We start from the raw sequence: 21,914 nt of genomic DNA on the forward strand, positions 1-21,914 counted from the left end.
CTGGCTCTTTTGATGCTCCTTTTTAAATAGTTATAACAGATCGAGCGGAGGAACGACTCTATGGATAAAGTACAATTGGAAGAACGTGTGAAAGAACTCAATCAGCTTTTGCACGATACAGGCTATGCCTATTATGTGCTGGATCAGCCGGTCGTGCCTGATGCGGTTTATGACCAATATTTGCAGGAACTCATTGCCATTGAAAGTGAATTTCCTGACCTGATTTATCCGGATTCGCCAACTCAACGTGTTGGTGGAATGGTTCTTGAAGGATTCAAGAAAGTATCACACACATATCCGATGCTCAGTTTATCGAATGCTTTTGGACGGGAGGATTTGGACGATTTCGACCGACGCATCCGTGCAAGCATAGGGGACGAGTTTTCATATGTATGTGAATTGAAAATAGACGGCTTAGCTATTTCACTCAGTTATGAAAATGGCGTTTTTGTTCGCGGCGCAACACGTGGTGATGGGCGCATAGGGGAAGATATTACGGAGAATTTAAAAACCATCCGTTCCATTCCGTTACGCTTGAAAAAACCGCTCACTATCGAAGTTCGAGGCGAAGCCTACATGCCTAAAAGATCGTTTACCACATTGAATGAAACACGTGTGGCTAATGAAGAAGAAAAATTCGCAAACCCGAGAAATGCAGCAGCGGGCTCATTGCGTCAGCTTGATCCGAAAATCGCCGCAAGTCGTAACCTGGCCATTTTCGTTTATGGCATCGGTGGGGACGGGGAAGCATATCAGCTGGATAGCCATGCACAAGCGCTCGATTATTTAGACGAACTTGGTTTTCAAACAAACAAAGAACGACAGACCTGTCAGTCAATCGACGAAGTCGTAGCGTATATTGAAAAGTGGACAGCAGAACGTCCAAATCTACCTTATGAAATTGACGGCATCGTCATAAAAGTGAATCGCTATGTTCACCAACAGGATTTAGGCTTCACGGCTAAGAGTCCACGTTGGGCGACAGCGTATAAGTTCCCGGCTGAAGAAGTTGTAACCACTCTGCTCGACATTGAATTGACCGTCGGACGTACAGGTGCCTTAACACCGACAGCAATACTTGAACCTGTACAAGTGGCAGGAACGACCGTCGGACGAGCGTCTTTACATAACGAAGATTTGATTCGTGAAAAAGACATTCGTATTGGGGATACCGTCATTATCCGCAAAGCAGGCGACATCATTCCAGAAGTGGTGGCAGTGGTACTTGAGGCACGTAAAGAGGAGTTGCCGGCATTTAACATGCCTACACATTGTCCAGTTTGTGAGAGTGAACTCGTTCGTATTGAAGGTGAAGTGGCACTGCGTTGTGTCAATCCTCAATGCCCTGCTCAAATTACCGAAGGACTCATTCATTTTGTGTCGCGAAACGCAATGAATATTGATGGACTCGGTGAAAAAGTGGTGGAGCAATTGTTCCGTGAAGGACTCATCCACGATGTTTCGGACTTGTTTACGCTTACGAAAGATCAATTGATCCAGTTGGATCGAATGGGTGAGAAGTCGGCAACGAATCTGGTTACTGCCATTGAATCATCCAAGCAAAATTCAATGGAGCGCGTATTATTTGGATTAGGAATTCGACATGTTGGTGAGAAGGCCGCCAAAATTCTATCAGAAGAGTTCGGAGATATGAAGTCACTTGCGCAAGCAACTCCAGAACAACTAACGTCGGTTCATGAAATTGGCGATAAAATGGCGGGCTCCGTTGTAAGTTACTTTGACAACGAAGAAGTGCAAGAATTAATCGCACGACTTGAAAAACTAGGCGTGAACTTATCCTATACTGGTAAAAAAGTGGATCTTTCCAACTTGGATCACGTATTGACAGGTAAAACAGTTGTGTTAACTGGGAAAATGGAACAATTGACACGACAAGAAGCAAAAGAGAAAATAGAACAGGTAGGCGGTACCGTCTCTGGGAGTGTGAGTAAAAAAACCGACATCGTCATTGCAGGTGAAGATGCCGGTTCTAAACTCGACAAAGCCCGTACGTTGGGCATTCCGGTATGGGACGAAAACCGTCTGATTGAAGAATTAAATGAGTGAAGGAGTCCTTCCTATAATGAAACGAATACGCTGGATTCCAGCTATAATATCTTTAACCTTACTTGCAGGGTGTATCCCGAGCCTTAGTAAAGATACAAAAGTCAACACTGAAACTAAAAAAAGTGAAGAAGAGGCAACGATCATTCCGAGCATGCAAATTTCGGACCAGTATTATCGTACCCTCTTGCCATATCAAGAAAGTATGAGTCGAGGATTAGTCGTCTCGAATATTTATTCCAAGTACGATGTGAAAGAAGTAGAAAGCGGGTTATTGCGTTTGTCGCAACGTACGTTTTCACCAGACGACTACTTTTTCCAAGAAGGTCAAATGCTTGATGCGGAAGTACTAAGTTCGTGGTTGGCCAGAAGTTCGCAAACGAAAGACGGGTTAAATCCAAGTCGTCCTAAAGAAGGAAACATGACAGCTGAGTTAGCCAAAAAAGCACCTATATATTTAGCACATATAGTTGAGCAAAACTATTTAGTAAAATCAGATAAAAACGAAGTGAAACTTGGTGGTGTTTCCATTGGTCTTGCCATGAATTCTACCTATTACTACCAAAAGGAAGACTTTGGTGCGACGTATGAAGAACCAATTCCCCAAGCAGTCATTGTTGAACAAGGTAAAAAGATGGCCAATGAAATCGTTAAACGCATGCGTACAATGAAAGGCCTTGAGAAAGTGCCAATTACGGTTGGCTTGTTCCGACAAGAAAGCCGCAATTCCATAGTACCGGGTACATATTTTGCAAGCGGGCAAGTTGGTGAAGGAAAAGCATCAGTTTCTGATTGGACAGACATTAATGAAGAATTCGTTCTGTTCCCACAACCTGTTTCCGAAGAAAAGTACCGTGAAGTGGGACAATCGTTCAATAAATTCAAACAAGATGTGGAAGAGTATTTCTCGAATTTCACAAGTATCGTTGGTACTGGGTTCTACCAGGACGATCATATTAAGAAAATGACCATTGATATTCCGATACAGTTTTATGGTACGGCTGAAATCATTGGATTTACGCAATATATGACGGGACTGGTGATGGAACATTTCCCAGCTTCCATGCATGTAGAAGTCAGCGTCACATCGATTAACGGACCAGAAGCACTGGTCATTAAAGAAGCTGACGAGAAAGAGCCTTACGTCCATATTTATGACTAGAAAAGCGAAAAGCGCCGTTCTAGCTTGACGCTGACGGTGGAAAGACCAAATCGAAAACCCGTTTTCGAATGAGGGCTTGAAGCGGAAGTGCGAGCTGGCGCTTGTAGCTGGACATCAAGAAAAGCGAAAAGCGCAAATTTAGCTTGACTCTGAGGGCATGAAACAGAAGTACGAGTTTGCGTTGGTCGCTGGAAATCATCAAATGGGAATAGATTCAATTTAGCAAAACCATTGTAATACCTAGGGACAGCTTGATGCTGTCTCTATTCTTTTAAAGTGATAAATGATATGATACTCGGTATGATTGTGAATTCGGAGGTGTAAAAAATGGCGAATATATCAAAAGAAGAAGTAAAGCACGTAGCACATTTAGCACGTCTTGCCATTACAGATGAAGAAGCTGAAATGTTTGCAGGCCAACTTGCGGCAATTACCAATTTTGCTGAGCAGTTAAATGAACTGGATACAACAAATGTTGTACCAACTACACATGTCTTACCATTAGTGAACGTGTTGCGTGAAGACAAGGCAGTCCCTGGACTTGACCGTGAGAAAATGATGAAAAATGTTCGTGAGCAAGAAGCGGGCCAAGTAAAAGTACCATCAATTTTAGACTGATTTTGACGTAAGGAGGGACTATCCATGACATTATTCAACTACTCAGCAACCGACCTGCAAGAAATGATACATAACAAAGAACTATCAATTGCAGATTTGACAGCTGAAGCCTATACACGTATCGAAACTTTAGACGGTGACGTAAAAGCATTTTTAGCACTTAATAAAGAACAAGCAATGGCTCAAGCAAAAGAAATGGACGAAGTGCCTGCATCAAAACGTGGACCGTTATTCGGTATGCCGATTGGTGTAAAAGACAACATCGTAACAGAAGGCATCGAAACAACATGTTCTTCTAAAATCCTTCAAGGCTTCAACCCGATTTACGATGCGACAGTCGTTCGCAAACTACGTGAAGCGGGCATGATCACTATCGGTAAACTGAACATGGACGAATTCGCAATGGGTTCTTCAACAGAAAACTCAGCGTACAAAATTACACGTAATCCTTGGGATCTTGACCGTGTCCCTGGAGGTTCTTCAGGTGGTTCTGCAGCATCAGTTGCAGCTGGTGAAGTACCATTTTCTTTAGGATCAGATACAGGTGGTTCAATCCGTCAACCAGCATCATTCTGTGGTGTAGTTGGGATGAAACCAACATATGGCCGTGTATCTCGTTTTGGTTTGGTTGCTTTTGCATCTTCTTTAGACCAAATCGGACCGATTACACGCAATGTAAGAGACAATGCGTTATTGCTTGAAGCGATTTCAGGTGTGGACGAAAACGATACAACTTCTGCAAATGTTGATGTACCAAGCTTTGTTGAATCATTGACTGGTGACATTAAAGGCCTTCGCATCGGTGTTCCTAAAGAGTATTTAGGAGACGGTGTTGGGGAAGCTGCCAAACAATCGGTGCTTGATGCATTGAAAGTATTGGAATCACTTGGCGCAACTTGGGAAGAAGTATCTTTACCTCACTCAAAATACGGCTTAGCAACATACTATTTACTGGCTTCATCTGAAGCATCTTCAAATTTAGCTCGTTTTGATGGGATCCGTTATGGTTTCCGTGCAGAAAACGTGGAATCATTAATGGACTTATACAAAGAAACACGTGCGCAAGGTTTCGGAGACGAAGTAAAACGCCGCATCATGTTAGGAACATTTGCATTAAGCGCAGGTTCTTACGACGCATACTACAAAAAAGCACAACAAGTGCGTACATTGATCAAACAAGATTTCGATCAAGTATTTGAAAAATACGACGTCATCATTGGACCAACGACGCCAACACCTGCATTTAAAGTGGGCGAGAAAAACGATGATCCATTGACGATGTATGCAAATGATATTTTAACCATCCCTGTAAACTTGGCTGGTGTTCCAGGAATCTCGGTACCATGTGGATTCTCTGAAGGAATGCCACTGGGCTTGCAAATTATCGGGAAACACTTTGATGAAGCAACGATTTATCGTGTAGCTCATGCTTACGAGCAGGCGACAAGCTTCCATAAAGAAACTCCTCAACTTTGGGAGGGAGCAAAATCATGAACTTTGAAACAGTCATTGGTTTAGAAATTCACGTAGAGCTGAAAACAGATTCGAAAATGTTTTCACCTTCACCTGCCCACTTTGGCGCAGAACCGAATACAAATACACATGTAATCGACCTTGGATACCCAGGAGTTTTACCTGTTGTTAATAAACGCGCAATTGATTTCGGCATGAAAGCAGCGATGGCACTTAACTGTGAAATCTCAACACATACGAAATTCGATCGCAAGAACTACTTCTATCCGGATAATCCGAAAGCGTACCAAATCTCTCAATTCGACCAACCAATCGGTGAACACGGCTGGGTTGAAATTGAAGTGGATGGCTACAAAAAACGCATCGGGATTACTCGCTTGCACTTAGAAGAAGATGCTGGGAAACTGTCACATACCGATAAAGGGTACTCATTGGTTGATTACAACCGTCAAGGTACACCATTAATTGAAATCGTTTCAGAACCAGATATCCGCACACCTGCAGAAGCTTATGCGTACTTGGAAAAAGTGAAATCAATCATCCAGTACACAGGCGTATCGGATTGTAAGATGGAAGAAGGCTCACTACGTTGTGATGCCAACATTTCACTTCGTCCTTACGGTCAAGAGCAATTCGGGACAAAAGCTGAATTGAAAAACTTGAACTCATTCAACTATGTGCGTCGCGGCCTTGAGCATGAAGAAATTCGTCAGGCAGAAGTGTTGCTTTCAGGTGGAGAAATCCTGCAAGAAACTCGTCGTTTTGACGAATCGACAGGCAAAACATTGTTAATGCGTGTTAAAGAAGGAGCGGACGATTATCGTTACTTCCCGGAACCGGACTTAGTCGATTTAGTCATTGACCAAGAATGGATGGACCGTGTACGTGCAGATATTCCTGAACTTCCTGACGCTCGTAAACAACGTTATGTTGAAGAGTTGGGCTTGCCATCATACGATGCAATGGTCTTGACGTTAACGAAAGAAATGTCCGATTTCTTTGAAGCAACGATTGCTCTTGGTGCGGATACGAAGCTTGCATCTAACTGGATGATGGGTGAAGTATCAGCTTACTTGAACGTCGACCAAAAAGAATTGCATGATACAAAGCTAACGCCTGAAGGTTTGGCTGGCATGATCAAACTAATCAGCGATGGCACGATCTCTTCGAAAATCGCGAAAAAAGTATTCAAAGAACTTGCTGACAATGGCGGAACTGCTGAACAAGTCGTGAAAGAAAAAGGCTTAGTTCAAATTTCTGACGAAGGTGCGCTTCGTGACATCGTCACACAAACATTGGATGCAAATGCACAATCAATCGAAGACTTCAAAAACGGGAAAGACCGTGCGATTGGCTTCTTGGTTGGTCAAATCATGAAAGCAACAAAAGGACAAGCTAACCCACCGTTGGTTAATAAAATCCTTCAAGAAGAAATTTCAAAACGATAAATACAAAAGCGACTCCATCAACGTGGAGTCGCTTTTTTTATGGATTATGAATATGGAATTTCACCAAGTAAACTTGCTTTTGAAATCTGTTTGATTGATAAAGTGTTTCGTTTGATTGATAAATCCTTAGTTTGATTGACAATGTAGCCAGTTTGATTGATAAATCTCCAGTTTGATCGACAAATCCTTTTGCATCGTTCACCGCTGTCTCATCATTAAGTTAAGTTAGTTGAGATACACGAATAAAACCATCTCAATATAATTTCTTCTCAAGAACAGCAAGCTTCCTGAAATTCTTATCATAACTTTGACGTTCGAGGAGATTATTTAGCCAAAACTTCGCTCTCACGTCATCGCCATTTTTGATGAAAGCCTCAATGGCTTGTTTAAAGGGACTACGATATGAAAAAGGCTCGTCAATCATCAGCTCAAATCCTTTATGATAACAATCGGATGCTTTTCGGTAGTTCAACATTTTAGAATAGCGAATCCCTAAATAAATGTAGCCGCTTGATCTTTCTTCGATCGAAAATTGTGGGTGTATGGCTGCTTGTTCCATCGTTGCAATTGCTTTTTCTTTCTGGAATATATGAGAATAGGCATTGGCTTTATAGACATAGTCTTCATATGTTTTTAAAGGTTTTAGCAATGCAATTAAAAACAATAGATTCACCTCATCTTCAGCTTTTTGATTTAAGTTTACCCATAAATGGATAGTAAAAGCCTTCCGTTTTCGTGGAAGGCTTTCGATAATCATCCAGTAAATACTTGATCATACGGATAACGATAATTGACTTTTTTCGGCTTCATTAATAAGAAGAACAATGTGAGTGAGCCGATTCGACCAACAAACATGACCACACATAATAATACTTCGCCTAAGTCGCTCAGTTGCCCAGTAATTCCCATCGATAATCCGACTGTTCCAAAGGCTGAAACGACTTCAAATGCGAGAGGAAGAAATGGGATTTTTTCTGATACGGTTAACAGGAAGATAAAGGCCATCACGAACAATGTACTGATTGTTGTAATTGCCAATGAACGAATTACCGTATCGATACGTATGGAGCGACCGAACAATTCTGGTTCGCCGCGTTGGCGGAAGAACGCAACTGTAGCAAGAATAACAACCATAAAAGTAGTTAGTTTGATGCCTGATGCCGTTGATGCACTCCCTGCACCAATAAACATGAGAATCATGGTTAGCAAAATCGTAGGATCTTCTAAGTCACCATAATTCACGGTATTGAATCCTGCCGTACGAGGAGTAACGCCTTGGAAATAGGATGTCATAATTTTTTCGTAAAAAGTCATGTTACCTAAAGAGGCAGGGTTGCCGTATTCTAACAGGAAAAACGTGACGGACGCTAACACGTTAATGCTGATTGTACCGATAATCATCATTTTTGTGTGAAGAGACCATTCTCTGAAAGATTTTTTCTGATGAATGTCAACAATGACAGTAAAACCAAGTCCACCTATTATAAATAAGGCTGATAACACTAAATTCACGATGGGATCTCCCGAGAACCCGATCAGGTTATCAGGAAACAATGCGAACCCAGCATTATTAAAAGCGGAAATAACATGGAATACACTTAAGTAAAGTGCTTCTGAAAAACCGAATTTGGGAGTCCAATGGAGGGTCATGATGACCATCGCAATGGACTGAACCGTTAAAACGAATGTCAAAATCAGCTTTACTAGTTTGACGATACCCCCGACAGATTGTTGATTGAAGGACTCTTGCAAATAGATGCGGTTTTGAAGGCCGATTTTCTTTCCAAGTACAATGAGTAATGCTACGGCAAATGTCATCAAGCCGATTCCCCCGCATTGGATGAGGAACATAAGTACTCCTTCACCAAACCAAGTCAAAGTGGAGGCAGGGTCAAAAACGCTGAGTCCCGTTACGGTTGTCGCTGACGTCGCAACAAACAAAGCATCCGTCCACGAAATAGGTGTGTTCGTGGCAAAAGGAAGCTTTAAACAAAGCGTACCTAGCAGAATTAAAAACAAGAAACTTCCCGCAATTAACAGGGGAGGAGGCAATAAAAATTTTTTCTTATTCCTTGGACGCATAATCGCACTTCCTAATTGGTGAGTATGAAAATATTAACTAACTTTATGCTTCTTTAAATAGACTGTCAACTAAAAATTTGATTGATCAGATGAAAATACGTAAACTGAAGGGAGAGGAGGAGATACACTCATGAAAACAGAACAACAATACTTTGATGAAGCCATTTCTTTGAATGAATATATGGAGAAAATGGAGACCCATAAAGACAACAGCTTTCATATTTATGAACAATTCCATGTCCCTCAAGACGATGAATTCATTTCCTTATTAAAAGATAAATCGCCACGCATTTTAGGTATTACTGAAGATTGGTGCGGGGATGCTATGATGAATAATCCGATTTTGCGTCGTGTTGCTGAAGCGGCAGATATAGAGGTCCGAGTAGTTTACCGAGATCAAACTTTGGACTTAATGGACCGTTATTTAACAAACGGTGGCCGATCAATCCCAATTTACTTATTGTTGAATCAAGATGGAAAAGTCATTGCGAAATGGGGTCCTCGTGCACCGAAACTTCAAGAATATGTGATGGAACTTCGTAAAGAAATGCCCGCATCAGATGACCCAACGTTCAAAGACAAGCAAAAGGATTTTATTGAGAAAATCACAGCTCAGTACAAATCTACACCTGAATACTGGTTGTGGGTTTACGAGGACATCCGTAAGGAATTTACAGCAGCACTGCAAAAACAGTCATAATTGTTCTACTGGGTGCATTCGTATATAATAAAGAAATCAAGCCGAGGCATATGTCCGGCTTCTTTTCGTGGACTATTCCTGCTGAACTGTTGACAGGGAACTTTTCAGATCGCTCAGGAGTCCTAGCAAATAGAATAAAATGTAAAGCAGGAAGAAGGAAATGTGTATGAAACGTGCACGCATTATTTACAATCCAACATCTGGCCGTGAGTTATTCAAAAAACACTTGCCTGAGGTTTTAGAAAAATTAGAGAAGGCTGGTTACGAAACGTCATGTCACGCAACGACGTGTGAAGGTGACGCTGTTGGAGCCGCTAATTATGCAGTCGAGCGAGGATTTGACCTGGTGATTGCAGCTGGTGGGGACGGCACGTTAAATGAAGTAGTGGCCGGAATCAGTCAATTTGAAAAGCGCCCGAAAGTCGGCCTAATCCCAATGGGAACGACTAATGACTTTGCGCGCGCACTTCGAATTCCTCGAGATATTGATAAGGCAGTGAACATTATTTTGGCGAACGATACAATTCCCGTTGATGTTGGCGTTGTCAATGATCGCTATTTTATTAATATCGCGGGCGGCGGGAAAATAACTGAGTTAACGTATGACGTACCGAGTAAGTTGAAAACTGTACTTGGTCAACTCGCATATTATTTAAAAGGAATTGAAATGCTGCCGTCTATTCGCGCTTCCCAAGTAAGGATAGAATACGATGGGGAAGTGTTTGATGACGAAGCGATGATGTTTCTTGTGGGCCTGACAAATTCAGTAGGTGGATTTGAAAAACTTGCTCCCGACTCGAGCGTCAATGATGGCCTGTTTACATTACTCATTTTGAGAAAGTGTAACATTGCCGAGTTTATTCGATTGGCAACCCTTGCAATACGTGGTGAGCATTTGGAAGATCCTCATGTTGTTTATAAAAAAGCCAAACATATCACTGTATCAGCAGACGATCATGTCCAACTAAATTTAGACGGTGAATACGGTGGGAATGCACCAGCGGTATTTGAAAATTTATATCGTCATATTGAAGTGTTTGTTCCGATCAACGACATTCGTGAACAAGACCGTCCATAATTAATTTGTAGAGCATTTCCTGGAAGACCAGGAAATGCTCTTTGTTCTTTTTATAGTAACTTGTAAAGACCGGTTTTCCACCAATCATCAATGAATGGATTTTCTCGCCTTTTACTCAATCGGTCGATTCCTCATGTCTCTTTCTTCTCAGACTTAGCAACTCAACTGCAACATCCTGTGCACCTGCAAGTTTTGGCAACGTACCGAGTGGCTCCCAACGGAACTGGAATGTAAGGCCGTTATCTAGTCCATCGCAAACCACAACGTGCTCCCAATTTTGTTGGTCACCTGTATAACCCAGATGGAAAAAATTACGTTCATGAACTGTGCCTTTTCCATTCGGATAATAGTTATACTTGTGGATTTTTCCAATGAAGGACAGATTGTCACGCGTGATACCCGTTTCTTCATTAATTTCCCGGTACAATGCATCAATTAGTTGCTCGTCTTCTTCGATTGTGCCGGCTGGAACTTGCAAGCCTGCTTCCGGATGTTCTTTGTGCTCGAAAACAAGTAATTCCAAATTGGGTGCCTGGCCTTTTGTTATATACGCCAACACTTTACGCTTCGTTTTCATCGCATTCACCTCGAAAATTAAGTATGATTTACTTAGAATACAAAATGCTCAGAACTTTCGCAATATCAATATGTGATAGTTTTCACATTTCCTTCACAGGGACGTGACAAAATCGATACATCCCGAGATTTTGAATGACTCTAATTGGGGTATGATAGAAAGTAAGGTAGGTGACGACATGTATAAAAAACAAGAGAAAAAGTTGATGTGGCTTGCGTTTATTGTGGCAACCATTATGATGTTGTCGATAATAGGTAGGATTTTCTGAAGTTATAGGAGGGGTTTCAAGTGGGGAATGAAGAAGCAGTATTTTTTAGTAGGGTATTAACTGAACTTACGCTATCGTTTCATATTATCTATGCCACCATTGGGGTAGGTATTCCGCTCATGATTATGATCGCCCAGTGGGTGGGAATCAAGAAAAATGATGAACATTACATTCTTCTCGCAAGACGGTGGGCACGTGGTTTCGTCATCACAGTTGCAGTGGGCGTAGTTACAGGGACGGCCATTGGTCTCCAACTTTCATTACTCTGGCCGAACTTTATGGAACTGGCAGGGAATGTGATAGCTTTGCCATTATTCATGGAAACGTTCGCGTTTTTCTTTGAAGCCATATTTTTAGGGATTTATTTATATACATGGGATCGATTTGAAAATCAAAAGAAACATTTATTATTACTGATTCCGGTTGCAGTCGGGGCATCATTTTCAGCGGTATTTATTACGATTGTGAATGCATTCATGAATGCGCCTCAAGGATTTGATTTGGTAGATGGGGAATTGATTAACATCAATCCTCTGCTGGCCATGTTCAACCCTGCAATGCCTACTAAAGTGGCGCATGTTGTTGTGACAGCCTACATGACGGCGGCATTTGTGCTTGCTTCGATTGCTGCTTACCGATTATTGAGAGGCTCCAATCATGTGTACCATAAAAAAGCCTTGTTTTTAACAATGAAGCTCGGCCTTATCTTCTCTATTGCAACGGCGATAATCGGGGACTTCTCCGGGAAATATTTGGCGGAGTACCAGCCTGAAAAACTCGCTGCTGCGGAATGGCATTTTGAGACGGAAGAAAATGCTTCGTTAGTCATGTACGGCGTTCTGGACGACGGGGAAGTTAAGTATGCCATCAAAATTCCATATGCGCTGAGTATTCTTGCCCATGGCGACCCATTCTCTGAAGTTAAGGGGCTTGACCAAGTGCCTGATGATGAGGAACCACCACTATACATTCATTACTTATTTGACATGATGGTGACAATCGGCATGTGGCTAGCTTTCATTTCTGCCGTCTATGTATTCGCGGTATGGAGAAAGTGGTCGATTGTACAGACGAAATGGTTCAGATGGCTGCTTGTTGCGAGCGGACCGTTAGCAGTGCTGGCAATTGAATTCGGTTGGTGGCTCGCAGAAGTAGGCCGTCAGCCTTGGATTTTGCGAAACATCATGCGAGTGGAGGATGCGGCTACGACCAGTGGCCAAGTGGATTTAATGCTGGTGCTATTTGCCGGTCTATATCTGATTCTTGGAGTAGGTAGTGTCGTCATTCTCCGACGCATGTTCAAGAAGAATCCAGTGGAGCAAGAAATTGAGGATAGACGCAAAGAAAAAGGCGGTGACTTCGTATGACGCTCGAAATAGTCGGACTTTCTGTCTTATGGATTTTCCTGTTTGGCTACTTGATAATCGGATCCATCGACTTTGGTGCAGGTTTCTTCAATGCATATAACACACTGACTAGGCGTGACCATATCCTGACGAACATTATTGAGCGCTACCTCTCACCTGTATGGGAAGTAACAAATGTATTTCTCGTTTTCTTCTTCGTCGGGATTATCGGTTTCTTCCCTAAAACTGCATTCTACTATGGGACGACTCTATTGGTTCCTGCAAGCATCGCGATCATCCTGCTTGCAATCCGCGGATCCTATTACGCATTTGCGATGTATGGTTCATATGGGCATAAAGGATATACCTTCATGTACGGGTTATCCGGTTTGTTTATCCCAGCATCACTTTCGATCGTTTTGACGATTTCCGAAGGTGGATTCATCTCAATGGTAAATGACCATCCCGTCCTGGATTACTGGAAGCTCTTTACGAGTCCGTTGACCTGGAGCATTGTTGTACTGAGCATCGCGGCACTGCTTTATATTTCAGCTGTCTTCCTGACTTGGTATGCCAATAAAGCAGGTGACCAATCGGCAACTGAATTGCTTCGTAAGTATTCGCTCATTTGGGCATTGCCAACGATTATCACAGCAGGCGGAATCATCTTCGAGCTTCGCGGACATAATCCGGAACACTATGCGCGCATTCTTGATTTATGGTGGGTGTTTGGTATCTCATTCCTGATGTTTGTCGGAACGGTATGGCTGATTTTGAAACGTAAAAATTATGGCTTGGCGTTCGGTTTGTTGACTGGGCAGTTTGCCTTGGCATTCTTCGGATACGGGATTTCACATTATCCGTACCTGTTATATCCTTATTTGACGATTTACGATAGTTTCACGAACGAAGCTATGGCCATCGCCTTGATTGTTGCTTTCATTGCGGGACTTGGATTATTGCTTCCATCCTTGTATTTATTGCTGAAGTTGTTCCTGTTCAATAAAGACTACGTTCGTGGGAATAAAGATAACCACGCCTAAAGGAGGCCAATCATATGACGGATTTTATGATTTTTTACGCACCATTCATCGTCCTTATCGGTGCCATCATCACAGCATTTTGGTTCGCCCCAAAAGACGGACCATTACGAAAAAAAGAATAGATAAATGAAAACGCTTGGATATGATTGAATATCCAAGCGTTTTTTTATTCTGGTTAAATAGTTGAAATCTGTTTATTTGATTTTCGTTAATGGACAAGTCTTTAAGTGACGAATTGTCTATGGAAAAATTAAAGTATTTGACAATTTACCCTTAAATAGAATATATTAATAGTAATTAGTTGAATCGTAACTCCTAAAGGGGAGTAGCTTTTACAGCAAAGTCGTCATTTCGGAGGCCAAAATCTCCCGGCTTTGTTGGCAACGACTTCGTTGTTAGCAAGACCTTTACCAACATTGGTAAAGGTCTTTTATTTTTTCAAAAACCTTTGCCGTTTCCGGTAAAGGTTTTTTTATTTTTATTTTTGGAAACGGACCAATCGAAATGGAGCCTCAACTAAATACAAATTACAGGAGGATTTTATATGATACTGAGGAAATACATGGCGTTAGTTGGAATAGGGTCGGCAAAAATTGATTTGATTCTTGAGAAAGATATTTACAGGCCGGGTGAGCTAGTTAAGGGAAATTTCTTGGTAAAAGGAGGTACGATTGAACAACAATTGAAACGAATCGATTGTGATTTGGTGAAGACCTGTGAAGGGGACAAAACCGAAGAAGAAATAATCGATTCCGTAACCATTTTTACCTCAAAGCTGATTGAATCAGATGCCACTAATCAGGTTCCTTTCACATTTAGGCTCCCAAAAACCATGCAGCCAGCTATCAGTGCATCTTATCGATTCCAGTCCCTACTCGCTTTCAAACAGGGAGTGGAAAGCTTAGACCACGATGTCATACAAGTAATTGCAGTAAATGACTCTGTATAACCCTCGCATTTTGCGAAGATAAGTTAATTGAATTCTAAAGGAGGAATCAGTAATGGATATTTCAATCTTGATGGAATATGGATGGGTATTGTTACTACTGATTGGGCTCGAAGGATTGCTTGCTGCAGATAACGCGCTAGTTCTAGCAATCATGGTCAAACATTTGCCGGAAGCCGAGAGAAGAAATGCTTTGTTTTACGGACTCGTTGGAGCGTTCGTTTTCCGCTTCGGTTCATTATTCATCATTTCGTTCCTAGTGGACGTATGGCAAGTGCAGGCAATCGGAGCACTGTACCTGTTATTCATCGCCATTAACCATATTGCACGAAAACTTTACTTTAATAACAAAGGCGTACAAAAGGAAGCAAAGGAAAAGAAAAAAGCAGGTTTCTGGGGTACGGTATTCAAAGTGGAATTGGCGGACATCGCATTTGCGGTGGATTCAATTTTGGCGGCAGTAGCTCTAGCTATGACACTTCCGAACACCAATCTTCCTCCAATCGGCGGCATGGACGGCGGTAAGTTCCTTGTCATTTTCACTGGAGGTCTCATTGGCTTGATCATCATGCGTTTTGCAGCCAACTTCTTCGTCAAGTTGCTTCATTCAAAACCGGGTCTAGAAATCGCAGCGTTTGCGATTGTGGGCTGGGTAGGTGTGAAACTTGCCGTCTTGACGTTGGGACATCCAGACGTTGGCGTTATTTCATATGAATTTGCCCATTCCACAGAGTGGAAGCTGATTTTCTACACTGTGTTGATTGGAATTGCAGCGGCAGGCTGGTTCCTGGCGAAAGAAAAGGATGTAGAAGAACCACAAGAGAAAGATCTTCCACTATAAACAAATTCAAAACGCTTGAATCAATGAGATCCAAGCGTTTTTTTATAAGTTCAACGCTTCAAATATTTTTCCTTGATAATCTTCACATGGTGAAGTTCATGACCTGCAATGATATTGGCCAGTGCTCGGACAGTTATTTCTCCGTTGTTTGCGATACCTTTTCTCGGCCATGTGTTTTCATTCAATCCTTTGATCAAACTGACAGTTGAATATCGGACTGCCACCAATTCTTCAAGCAAATCTGATAGGGAGCGGGAATGAATAGAAGCCTCTCGGACATATTGTTCGTCATCGTAACCAGACAATGGCGTTTGATCGCCTCTAGCTATTCGTAGTAGTCGGTAACTCATAATCCGTTCAGTGTCCGCGATATGGCCAATGACTTCTTTCAATGTCCATTTGTTCTCGGCATAGCGATAATTCGCCTGCGTTTCATCGACGCTCGAAAATAGTGTAATCATGTCCTGAATCTGTGTGTTCAGAATATCTGTCAGTTCACCATCTGGTACCAGCCCGATATAGTTTTCGTAATAAGCAGGGTATTCATCATGTAGAGGTTTTTTAAGCATCGTTTTTCTCCTTTGTTCATACTTTTAGTTTTTGAACGTTTGACAATTAACATTCTATTATATATAAGTTAATGGATACATATTCTTTGTACCATATTCACTATTTCCAAGGAAAGTAGCAAAGCTTAAGAGAATTGGAATTGCATTTTTAATAACATGGGGTTTAGAGAAATAAGATGAGAAGGTGGATATGTTATGGAAAACAAATATACAGCAGCGGTAATAAAAGCAATCGGAAATTCAGTGGGAAATATTAATGAAATGCCAAAAACGGAAGTCATGGATCTTTACTTAAAATCATTTGGTACTGAAGTGAACGGGACAGAAGTACGTGAAGTGGTAGAGGGCGTTTTCGGTATAGATTTGAATTACATTTCAGAAAAAAACTACGGTAATAAAGTGTCCATGTACAACATTTCTGTCATGGAAAGTCTTCGCAGGTCCTTAAATGTAACTGCAGTCTCAACGGAACTGGATGCTGATATTATGGACATGCCTAAAAATGAAGTCATGGATCGGTACATTGAAGTTCAGGATAAATCTATTACTGGAGCAGAGATAAGAGTATTGATCAATCAGATTTTTGGTGTGAATCTGGATGGAGTCTCTGGGTTAGAACATGCGGGAATATCCATTCGTTCTAAAGGACAATGGGTTCTATCTGGTGACACAAACCTGCTTATCGTCTCTTCCAGTCTCGATGATGTAGAGCTATATGTAGCTCCAACAGAGTATTTTGAAGAATCTACAGGTTCGAATCAAATACCAGATTCTTTGAAGAACGACCTAACGCAGCTCGGATTTTCATATAACGGAGAACCGAATCACTTTATCTATCGCAATCCTACCAATGAATCTGTGCCGGATGCTCTTAAAGGACAGGTAATGGGAATTGTATTAGGAACGATTCAATCCATGAAACAACAAGACGCTAACAAATTAAAGTAATGTAGACGAACTGTTGCATAATCGAAATAAAGAAACCGCTTGGGTTCTAACGAACCAAGCGGTTTTCTAATGGGTTTAAGTATTTTCTTCACGGATAATTTCTACGTTTTTCTGATGGCATTCTTTCGTGAAATTCGATGGGAAAGGCATCTCTTTTTCCAATGCCAGTATGGCTGCGGCATCCTCGCTTTTCACAGCATCAATCAATCTCTCAAGATAATCATGTGCCAGCTCAATTCTTCGTTTTATCTCGTTTTCATTGTCTGTAGCTTGTCCATGCCCTGGAACTAGTACCTTAATATTATGAGAATCCAAAATTGCCTGCGCTTTATGAAGTGTTTCTAGGTATGCATTTGCACTATCGAATAAATAGGGAAGTTCAAAATCGGAGAGATAGTCTCCAGTTATCCAGATGCCCAGGGGCTCGATGACAGTAAATAATCCATCATGCGTGTGTCCGGGGGATAAATAAAAGGTCATCGTTGTATCGCCTAGGACGAGTTGTTGTCCATCCTTTTCAATGACCAAATCAATTGTTGGGAACTCTATAGGATAAGTTCTCTCAACATAATATTCATTATCAAAATGCTGAATTAAATCGAGCTTGTATTGTTTTCTCGGATGTTCCTGCATGCCCTTACTACCGATTACTTTGGCATCCGGGAATGCGTGATATCCGATAATGTGATCAAAATCACCATGTGTGAATAACAGATATAAGTCTTTGCCGTTGCGTATGCTTGCCACAAATTCCTGTATCTCCTGAATTTCAAGGGGGAGCCAGGTGGGATCGACAACCAAGATCAAGTCATCCGTCTCAACTACTGAGCTTGTCGTTTTCCATAGCGCGCTCTGAAAAACCGTTAAACCGTCTTTTTGAAAAGTAATCATTCTGACACTCCATTCGAAGGAATCAATAAAATTTTCCCAGTACTTTTTCGGCTTTCCAAGTAGCGGTGGGCTTCCTGTCCCTCATGCAAAGCAAACGTTGTCGGCTTCGCTAATTTCACATTTCCTTCTTCCATCCATCGGAACAACTCACCTGAACGAGCCACTCGTTCTTCTCTAGAGGTCAAGACATTCCATAAGTCTCCGCCTGTCAGCGTTTTAGATGTATCCATCAACATGCGTGGGTCAACAGAAACCGGGTCACCACCAGCCATTCCATAGAAGACAACCGTACCACCGACTCGAGTTGCCGCAAAACTGTCCATCAATGTAGAACCCACGGACTCATACACGACATCTACACCTTTGCCGTTCGTTTCATGAAGAACTGCCGATTTCCAGTCATCCTTGTAAAGAAACACATCATCCGCGCCGGCTCCTTTCGCTGCTTTTGCTTTTTCCTCTGAAGATGTCAAACCAATTACTTTTCCACCAAGCAACTTGGCTATCTGAATTAGAAGCTGCCCCACACCGCCAGCAGCCGCGTGTACAAGTACTACATCATTCTTTTTTACTGCATAACTGTCTTTCGTCAAATAATGGGCTGTTAACCCTTGTAACAAGACGGAAGAAGCTTCTTCAAATGAAATGGACTCCGGTAGGGGGATGGCTTTATCCATTGGAACAGCCACCAGTTCGGCGTTGGCAAACGGGACATCCGCAAATGCAATTCGGTCCCCTTTTTGAATACCTTGAATATCTGCTCCTACTTGTTCCACAATGCCTGCTCCTTCATACCCCAGAATATAAGGAGGTTTCCCCTCAAGGTGGTAGTTCCCTTTTCTCCTATAGACGTCGGCAAAGTTCAAGCCAATCGCTTTCATGCGGATCAAAATTTCATTTGGATCGATAACTGGGTTGGGCATGTCATGGTATTCCAATACTTCGGGTCCGCCAAATGTGTTATATATAAGTGCTTTCATATTAAAACCTCCAATAATAAAGCGAGATGATTCCGCCTTACTTTCATTCTAACCGCTTTTAGTTAAAACCTTAAACAAGACATAGACATACGGAGAGCACTTTGATCTGAATATAGATTTTTTAAAGGTGTTGAACGACTAATATTGAATATATAGGTATGGATAAAAATAAAAACAATACAAAGGGGATTAAAAAATATATGGATATTCAAGTACATACAAAATTAAAAATAATGAAACCCGCACATGAGGTATTCAATGCGTTCATTGAACCAGAGCAAATGGCTAATTTTTGGTTTTCAGCTGGTTCTGGAAAATTGGAACAAGGCAAGACCTTTACCTGGAGATATGAAGAATACAATGCAGAAGTGGAAGTAACCGTAGTGGAAATTCAGGAAAATAAAAAAATTGTCTTCAAATGGGGTCCATCAGGAGAAGAACATACTGTGACGATTATGTTCAACGAACTAGATGATACGAAGACAATTATAGAAGTGAACGAAAAAGGTTGGAATGAAAATGACGAGGAATTAATTAGTCAGTTATTAAATAACAAAGAAGGCTGGGTTTATATGCTGACCTGCCTAAAAGGGTATTTAGAAAATGGCATCAGCAATTTGAGAGCAGCAATCGTGCACTGACATAAACTGATGATAGGAGATTATTTATGAAAACTATTGGTCTAATAGGTGGTATGAGCTGGGAGTCCTCAGCTAAGTATTACCAGCTAATCAACCAGGAAGTAAAAAAGCAATTAGGTGGATTACATTCGGCTAAATGCATTATGTATAGCGTGGACTTCGCTGAGATTCAGCGTTATCAAGCAGAAGATGAGTGGGAGAAAGCCGGACATGTATTAGGAGATGTTGCACTGTCTTTAGAAAAAGCGGGGGCAGATTTTATTATCATTTGTACCAATACTATGCACAAAGTGATTGCATATATTGAAGAAAAAATTAGCATCCCTATCCTACATATTGCGGATGCCACAGCGAATCAAATCCTTAAGTCTGATGTACGTACGATAGGGTTACTAGGCACTAAATATACAATGGAACAAGACTTTTATAAATCACGCATCGAGTCTAATGGGATTAAGGTTTTGGTGCCTAATCAAGAGGACCGTGAAGTTATTAACAGGGTGATTTTTGAAGAGTTGTGCTTAGGAGATATCCAGCAATCTTCAAGGGAGTACTATCAAAAAGTAATCAAAAGTTTAATAGATGATGGAGCAGAAGGAATTATCTTAGGGTGTACAGAAATTGGATTATTAATAAGACCTGAAGACGCTGAAGTTCCTTTATTTGATACAACTGTGATACATGCCCTGGAAGCCGTTAAATTGGCATTAGAATAGAAAATTCTTGGGGGTTTAAAAATGAATGTTATTCTTACTGTTTTTTTAATAACTTTAAGCTTAATAGGAGTAATTTCATTCTCACTTTTTATAGTGAGATTATTAAAAAATGCAATCTTGCGAAATAACCATTCAAAGAGATAAAAAAAAAATTAAGATTATTGATTTGATTGAACAAGAGCGAACTAACCAATGTGATGGTTAAAGAGAAGGGGGCTTCCAATAAGGAAGCCCCCTTCAATGATTAATAGATGGGAAGACTCAATTGCCAAGAAACACCGAATCGATCGTTAATCCATCCAAACTTTGGACTGAATGGATAGGCACCCAGTGGCATCAATACTTCTCCGCCTTGAGACAATTTCTCGAAAGCCTGATCAATTTCTTCTTCGGAGTCACATGTCACAAACAATGAAATCGACGGGGTGAATGTAAAAGCATGCTGAACATAACTGTCACTAGCCATGAACTCTTGTCCTTTAATAGAGAATATAGCGTGCATAACTGAACCTTCTTTGCCGCCTTGGTTCGCTTCGTAACGATTAATATTAATGATTTCGGACTGATCAAATAGTGACGTATAGGTATTGATTGCTTCTTCCGCAGCCCCTTCAAACATTAAAAATGAATGAATCTTTTGTTTTGCCTGTTCCAATGTAATCGCCCCTTGAGAGTGAATTTTTTTTTTGTAAGCATAAAAATGAAAACACGACTATCTTTTTTCAACTCTTTCAATATTACCACCCGAATTGAAATACACGTCCATGAATTCTTCATATTTAGCAACCTTGTTTGTCAGGTCGATAGAAGCATTTCCAACAAAAGCCGACACATATACCATATCCCGAGACTTTTCGTAAACGTACCTGTATTCTATATCTGGATCGTCGTTGAAATATATATCTTTTACATATCCGGATTCGAAGTAGTCATAGAAATCTCTTTCGATTCTTGCTTCCTCCAGATTTGCCCCTTGTAATTCAATTACCTTGCCAATCCGATCATCCGCCAATTTTTTGTCATGAAACGAATTTAACTTAAGCACCACAAAACAGATCAGGATGGTTGAAACCACTTTTAGGAGAATTTTGGGGAACTTCCTCATTATTATTTCGATGCCCCCATTTTATTTTTACATAGTCTATACAACAAAACTTCTAGTCTGTTAAGCGTAGTTTACTATTAACCTATAAATTTTCATAGGTCCAGAGTAAATTTAACACCGACCCAGATTGACTGCACATATTTTGCAAAGCTCCATATGGTAACTAAAAGGAGTGATTTTTTATGAATTGGCAACAGAAAATCTGGCACTTAATTGGTCAGCCGATAGGTGTTTCATTTACAAATGGTCAAGGAACTTCCGGTATATTATGCAATGCTGATGGCGATCAACTTTACATCATGGAGTACTTATATCACACCCAGTTTGCGATTAAGCATTATGAATATCAAACGATCCAAGACATAAATCCATTTCCACCTTGTCAGCAGCGCTTATATTAAGTTGTAGACGCTGAAAT

General features: G+C 41.1%; 24 protein-coding genes. 15 read left to right on the forward strand and 9 right to left on the reverse strand.

The annotated features are described in order from the left end of the window. Positions 1 to 60 precede the first annotated feature (60 nt). From ligA to gatB, 5 genes are all read left to right on the forward strand, one after another. The gene (gene ligA, locus MHH33_RS03340; protein ID WP_342542935.1) at positions 61 to 2,067 is read left to right on the forward strand and encodes an NAD-dependent DNA ligase LigA; all 2,007 of its coding nucleotides are present in this window, start codon (positions 61 to 63) and stop codon (positions 2,065 to 2,067) included. A 16-nt stretch (positions 2,068 to 2,083) separates the two neighbouring features. Next, entirely contained in the window at positions 2,084 to 3,226 is a 1,143-nt protein-coding gene (locus tag MHH33_RS03345; RefSeq protein ID WP_342542936.1) for a CamS family sex pheromone protein, read from the forward strand. Between the two features lie 327 nt (positions 3,227 to 3,553). After that, entirely contained in the window at positions 3,554 to 3,844 is a 291-nt protein-coding gene (gene gatC, locus MHH33_RS03350) for an Asp-tRNA(Asn)/Glu-tRNA(Gln) amidotransferase subunit GatC (RefSeq protein WP_016429411.1), read from the forward strand. 24 nt (positions 3,845 to 3,868) lie between these two features. Beyond that, positions 3,869 to 5,338, forward strand: coding sequence for an Asp-tRNA(Asn)/Glu-tRNA(Gln) amidotransferase subunit GatA (gene gatA / locus MHH33_RS03355; protein WP_342542937.1), 1,470 nt, complete (start codon positions 3,869 to 3,871; stop codon positions 5,336 to 5,338). Then, positions 5,335 to 6,765: an Asp-tRNA(Asn)/Glu-tRNA(Gln) amidotransferase subunit GatB gene (gene gatB / locus MHH33_RS03360; RefSeq protein ID WP_016429409.1), complete on the forward strand. Its 1,431-nt coding sequence runs from the start codon at positions 5,335 to 5,337 to the stop codon at positions 6,763 to 6,765. Before gatA ends, gatB begins: the two co-directional genes overlap by 4 nt. 37 nt (positions 6,766 to 6,802) lie before the next feature. Here gatB and MHH33_RS03365 read toward each other — a convergent pair whose 3' ends face one another. From MHH33_RS03365 to MHH33_RS03375, 3 genes are all read right to left on the reverse strand, one after another. Further along, a complete protein-coding gene (locus MHH33_RS03365) occupies positions 6,803 to 6,967 on the reverse strand; it encodes a hypothetical protein (RefSeq protein WP_342542938.1) in 165 nt (54 codons plus the stop codon). A 51-nt stretch (positions 6,968 to 7,018) separates the two neighbouring features. Further along, the gene (locus MHH33_RS03370; RefSeq protein ID WP_147640358.1) at positions 7,019 to 7,429 is read right to left on the reverse strand and encodes a hypothetical protein; all 411 of its coding nucleotides are present in this window, start codon (positions 7,427 to 7,429) and stop codon (positions 7,019 to 7,021) included. Positions 7,430 to 7,518: 89 nt separating this feature from the next. Then, positions 7,519 to 8,847 carry a TrkH family potassium uptake protein gene (locus MHH33_RS03375; RefSeq protein ID WP_016429406.1) on the reverse strand — a complete coding sequence of 443 codons (1,329 nt, stop codon included), beginning with the start codon at positions 8,845 to 8,847 and terminating at the stop codon, positions 7,519 to 7,521. Positions 8,848 to 8,977: 130 nt separating this feature from the next. Here MHH33_RS03375 and MHH33_RS03380 point away from each other — a divergent pair, with 130 nt between their 5' ends. Together MHH33_RS03380 and MHH33_RS03385 are read left to right on the forward strand one after the other, a co-directional pair. After that, positions 8,978 to 9,547 carry a thioredoxin family protein gene (locus MHH33_RS03380; protein ID WP_342542939.1) on the forward strand — a complete coding sequence of 190 codons (570 nt, stop codon included), beginning with the start codon at positions 8,978 to 8,980 and terminating at the stop codon, positions 9,545 to 9,547. 166 nt (positions 9,548 to 9,713) lie between these two features. Further along, on the forward strand, positions 9,714 to 10,625 hold the full coding sequence (locus MHH33_RS03385) for a diacylglycerol kinase (RefSeq protein WP_036660248.1): 912 nt from the start codon (positions 9,714 to 9,716) through the stop codon (positions 10,623 to 10,625). Positions 10,626 to 10,740: 115 nt separating this feature from the next. Here the strand turns inward: MHH33_RS03385 and MHH33_RS03390 are convergent, their stop codons facing one another. Next, entirely contained in the window at positions 10,741 to 11,202 is a 462-nt protein-coding gene (locus MHH33_RS03390; RefSeq protein ID WP_342542940.1) for an NUDIX domain-containing protein, read from the reverse strand. Between the two features lie 288 nt (positions 11,203 to 11,490). On the opposite strand from MHH33_RS03390, the gene MHH33_RS03395 reads away from it, so the two are divergent. The 4 genes from MHH33_RS03395 (at position 11,491) to MHH33_RS03410 (ending at position 15,646) form a co-directional block, all read left to right on the forward strand. After that, on the forward strand, positions 11,491 to 12,837 hold the full coding sequence (locus MHH33_RS03395) for a cytochrome ubiquinol oxidase subunit I (protein ID WP_342542941.1): 1,347 nt from the start codon (positions 11,491 to 11,493) through the stop codon (positions 12,835 to 12,837). Next, on the forward strand, positions 12,834 to 13,859 hold the full coding sequence (locus tag MHH33_RS03400; RefSeq protein ID WP_342542942.1) for a cytochrome d ubiquinol oxidase subunit II: 1,026 nt from the start codon (positions 12,834 to 12,836) through the stop codon (positions 13,857 to 13,859). The genes MHH33_RS03395 and MHH33_RS03400 overlap by 4 nt, the downstream gene beginning before the upstream one ends. Positions 13,860 to 14,403: 544 nt before the next feature. Further along, positions 14,404 to 14,808 (forward strand): sporulation protein, encoded by a 405-nt coding sequence (locus tag MHH33_RS03405; RefSeq protein WP_342542943.1) that lies wholly within the window; start codon positions 14,404 to 14,406, stop codon positions 14,806 to 14,808. A 52-nt stretch (positions 14,809 to 14,860) separates the two neighbouring features. Next, complete coding sequence (locus tag MHH33_RS03410) at positions 14,861 to 15,646, forward strand: TerC family protein (protein WP_342542944.1); 786 nt, start codon at positions 14,861 to 14,863, stop codon at positions 15,644 to 15,646. Between the two features lie 50 nt (positions 15,647 to 15,696). On the opposite strand, the gene MHH33_RS03415 is transcribed toward MHH33_RS03410, so the two are convergent. Then, positions 15,697 to 16,215, reverse strand: coding sequence for a DinB family protein (locus MHH33_RS03415; RefSeq protein ID WP_342542945.1), 519 nt, complete (start codon positions 16,213 to 16,215; stop codon positions 15,697 to 15,699). Between the two features lie 195 nt (positions 16,216 to 16,410). Between MHH33_RS03415 and MHH33_RS03420 the strand changes: the two genes are divergently transcribed. Further along, positions 16,411 to 17,163, forward strand: coding sequence for a hypothetical protein (locus MHH33_RS03420; protein ID WP_342542946.1), 753 nt, complete (start codon positions 16,411 to 16,413; stop codon positions 17,161 to 17,163). 75 nt (positions 17,164 to 17,238) lie between these two features. Here the strand turns inward: MHH33_RS03420 and MHH33_RS03425 are convergent, their stop codons facing one another. Both MHH33_RS03425 and MHH33_RS03430 read right to left on the reverse strand, forming a co-directional pair. Beyond that, complete coding sequence (locus MHH33_RS03425) at positions 17,239 to 18,054, reverse strand: MBL fold metallo-hydrolase (protein ID WP_342542947.1); 816 nt, start codon at positions 18,052 to 18,054, stop codon at positions 17,239 to 17,241. Next, positions 18,051 to 19,034 carry a quinone oxidoreductase gene (locus MHH33_RS03430; RefSeq protein WP_342542948.1) on the reverse strand — a complete coding sequence of 328 codons (984 nt, stop codon included), beginning with the start codon at positions 19,032 to 19,034 and terminating at the stop codon, positions 18,051 to 18,053. The genes MHH33_RS03425 and MHH33_RS03430 overlap by 4 nt, the downstream gene beginning before the upstream one ends. A 158-nt stretch (positions 19,035 to 19,192) precedes the next feature. Here MHH33_RS03430 and MHH33_RS03435 point away from each other — a divergent pair, with 158 nt between their 5' ends. Both MHH33_RS03435 and MHH33_RS03440 read left to right on the forward strand, forming a co-directional pair. Further along, positions 19,193 to 19,675 carry an SRPBCC family protein gene (locus MHH33_RS03435; protein WP_342542949.1) on the forward strand — a complete coding sequence of 161 codons (483 nt, stop codon included), beginning with the start codon at positions 19,193 to 19,195 and terminating at the stop codon, positions 19,673 to 19,675. A 26-nt stretch (positions 19,676 to 19,701) separates the two neighbouring features. After that, complete coding sequence (locus MHH33_RS03440) at positions 19,702 to 20,391, forward strand: aspartate/glutamate racemase family protein (protein ID WP_342542950.1); 690 nt, start codon at positions 19,702 to 19,704, stop codon at positions 20,389 to 20,391. A 244-nt stretch (positions 20,392 to 20,635) separates the two neighbouring features. Here MHH33_RS03440 and MHH33_RS03445 read toward each other — a convergent pair whose 3' ends face one another. Beyond that, positions 20,636 to 21,046 carry a VOC family protein gene (locus tag MHH33_RS03445; protein ID WP_016429391.1) on the reverse strand — a complete coding sequence of 137 codons (411 nt, stop codon included), beginning with the start codon at positions 21,044 to 21,046 and terminating at the stop codon, positions 20,636 to 20,638. A 57-nt stretch (positions 21,047 to 21,103) separates the two neighbouring features. Then, positions 21,104 to 21,496, reverse strand: a complete 393-nt coding sequence (locus tag MHH33_RS03450; protein WP_016429390.1) for a DUF3139 domain-containing protein — start codon at positions 21,494 to 21,496, stop codon at positions 21,104 to 21,106. A 182-nt stretch (positions 21,497 to 21,678) separates the two neighbouring features. Here MHH33_RS03450 and MHH33_RS03455 point away from each other — a divergent pair, with 182 nt between their 5' ends. After that, positions 21,679 to 21,897 carry a hypothetical protein gene (locus tag MHH33_RS03455; protein ID WP_016429389.1) on the forward strand — a complete coding sequence of 73 codons (219 nt, stop codon included), beginning with the start codon at positions 21,679 to 21,681 and terminating at the stop codon, positions 21,895 to 21,897. Positions 21,898 to 21,914: the final 17 nt, after the last annotated feature.

It is taken from the genome of Paenisporosarcina sp. FSL H8-0542, from assembly GCF_038632915.1.
Classification (GTDB): Bacteria; Bacillota; Bacilli; order Bacillales_A; family Planococcaceae; genus Paenisporosarcina.

Coding starts and splice junctions, on each gene's coding strand:
- MHH33_RS03385 (WP_036660248.1), top strand. CDS start 9,714: ATGAAACGTGCACGCATTATTTACAATCCAACATCTGGCCGTGAGTTA.
- MHH33_RS03455 (WP_016429389.1), top strand. CDS start 21,679: ATGAATTGGCAACAGAAAATCTGGCACTTAATTGGTCAGCCGATAGGT.
- gatA (WP_342542937.1), top strand. CDS start 3,869: ATGACATTATTCAACTACTCAGCAACCGACCTGCAAGAAATGATACAT.
- MHH33_RS03420 (WP_342542946.1), top strand. CDS start 16,411: ATGGAAAACAAATATACAGCAGCGGTAATAAAAGCAATCGGAAATTCA.
- gatC (WP_016429411.1), top strand. CDS start 3,554: ATGGCGAATATATCAAAAGAAGAAGTAAAGCACGTAGCACATTTAGCA.
- MHH33_RS03400 (WP_342542942.1), top strand. CDS start 12,834: ATGACGCTCGAAATAGTCGGACTTTCTGTCTTATGGATTTTCCTGTTT.
- MHH33_RS03375 (WP_016429406.1), bottom strand. CDS start 8,847: ATGCGTCCAAGGAATAAGAAAAAATTTTTATTGCCTCCTCCCCTGTTA.
- MHH33_RS03430 (WP_342542948.1), bottom strand. CDS start 19,034: ATGAAAGCACTTATATATAACACATTTGGCGGACCCGAAGTATTGGAA.
- gatB (WP_016429409.1), top strand. CDS start 5,335: ATGAACTTTGAAACAGTCATTGGTTTAGAAATTCACGTAGAGCTGAAA.
- MHH33_RS03390 (WP_342542940.1), bottom strand. CDS start 11,202: ATGAAAACGAAGCGTAAAGTGTTGGCGTATATAACAAAAGGCCAGGCA.
- MHH33_RS03450 (WP_016429390.1), bottom strand. CDS start 21,496: ATGAGGAAGTTCCCCAAAATTCTCCTAAAAGTGGTTTCAACCATCCTG.
- ligA (WP_342542935.1), top strand. CDS start 61: ATGGATAAAGTACAATTGGAAGAACGTGTGAAAGAACTCAATCAGCTT.
- MHH33_RS03405 (WP_342542943.1), top strand. CDS start 14,404: ATGATACTGAGGAAATACATGGCGTTAGTTGGAATAGGGTCGGCAAAA.
- MHH33_RS03415 (WP_342542945.1), bottom strand. CDS start 16,215: ATGCTTAAAAAACCTCTACATGATGAATACCCTGCTTATTACGAAAAC.
- MHH33_RS03380 (WP_342542939.1), top strand. CDS start 8,978: ATGAAAACAGAACAACAATACTTTGATGAAGCCATTTCTTTGAATGAA.
- MHH33_RS03435 (WP_342542949.1), top strand. CDS start 19,193: ATGGATAAAAATAAAAACAATACAAAGGGGATTAAAAAATATATGGAT.
- MHH33_RS03345 (WP_342542936.1), top strand. CDS start 2,084: ATGAAACGAATACGCTGGATTCCAGCTATAATATCTTTAACCTTACTT.
- MHH33_RS03410 (WP_342542944.1), top strand. CDS start 14,861: ATGGATATTTCAATCTTGATGGAATATGGATGGGTATTGTTACTACTG.
- MHH33_RS03425 (WP_342542947.1), bottom strand. CDS start 18,054: ATGATTACTTTTCAAAAAGACGGTTTAACGGTTTTTCAGAGCGCGCTA.
- MHH33_RS03440 (WP_342542950.1), top strand. CDS start 19,702: ATGAAAACTATTGGTCTAATAGGTGGTATGAGCTGGGAGTCCTCAGCT.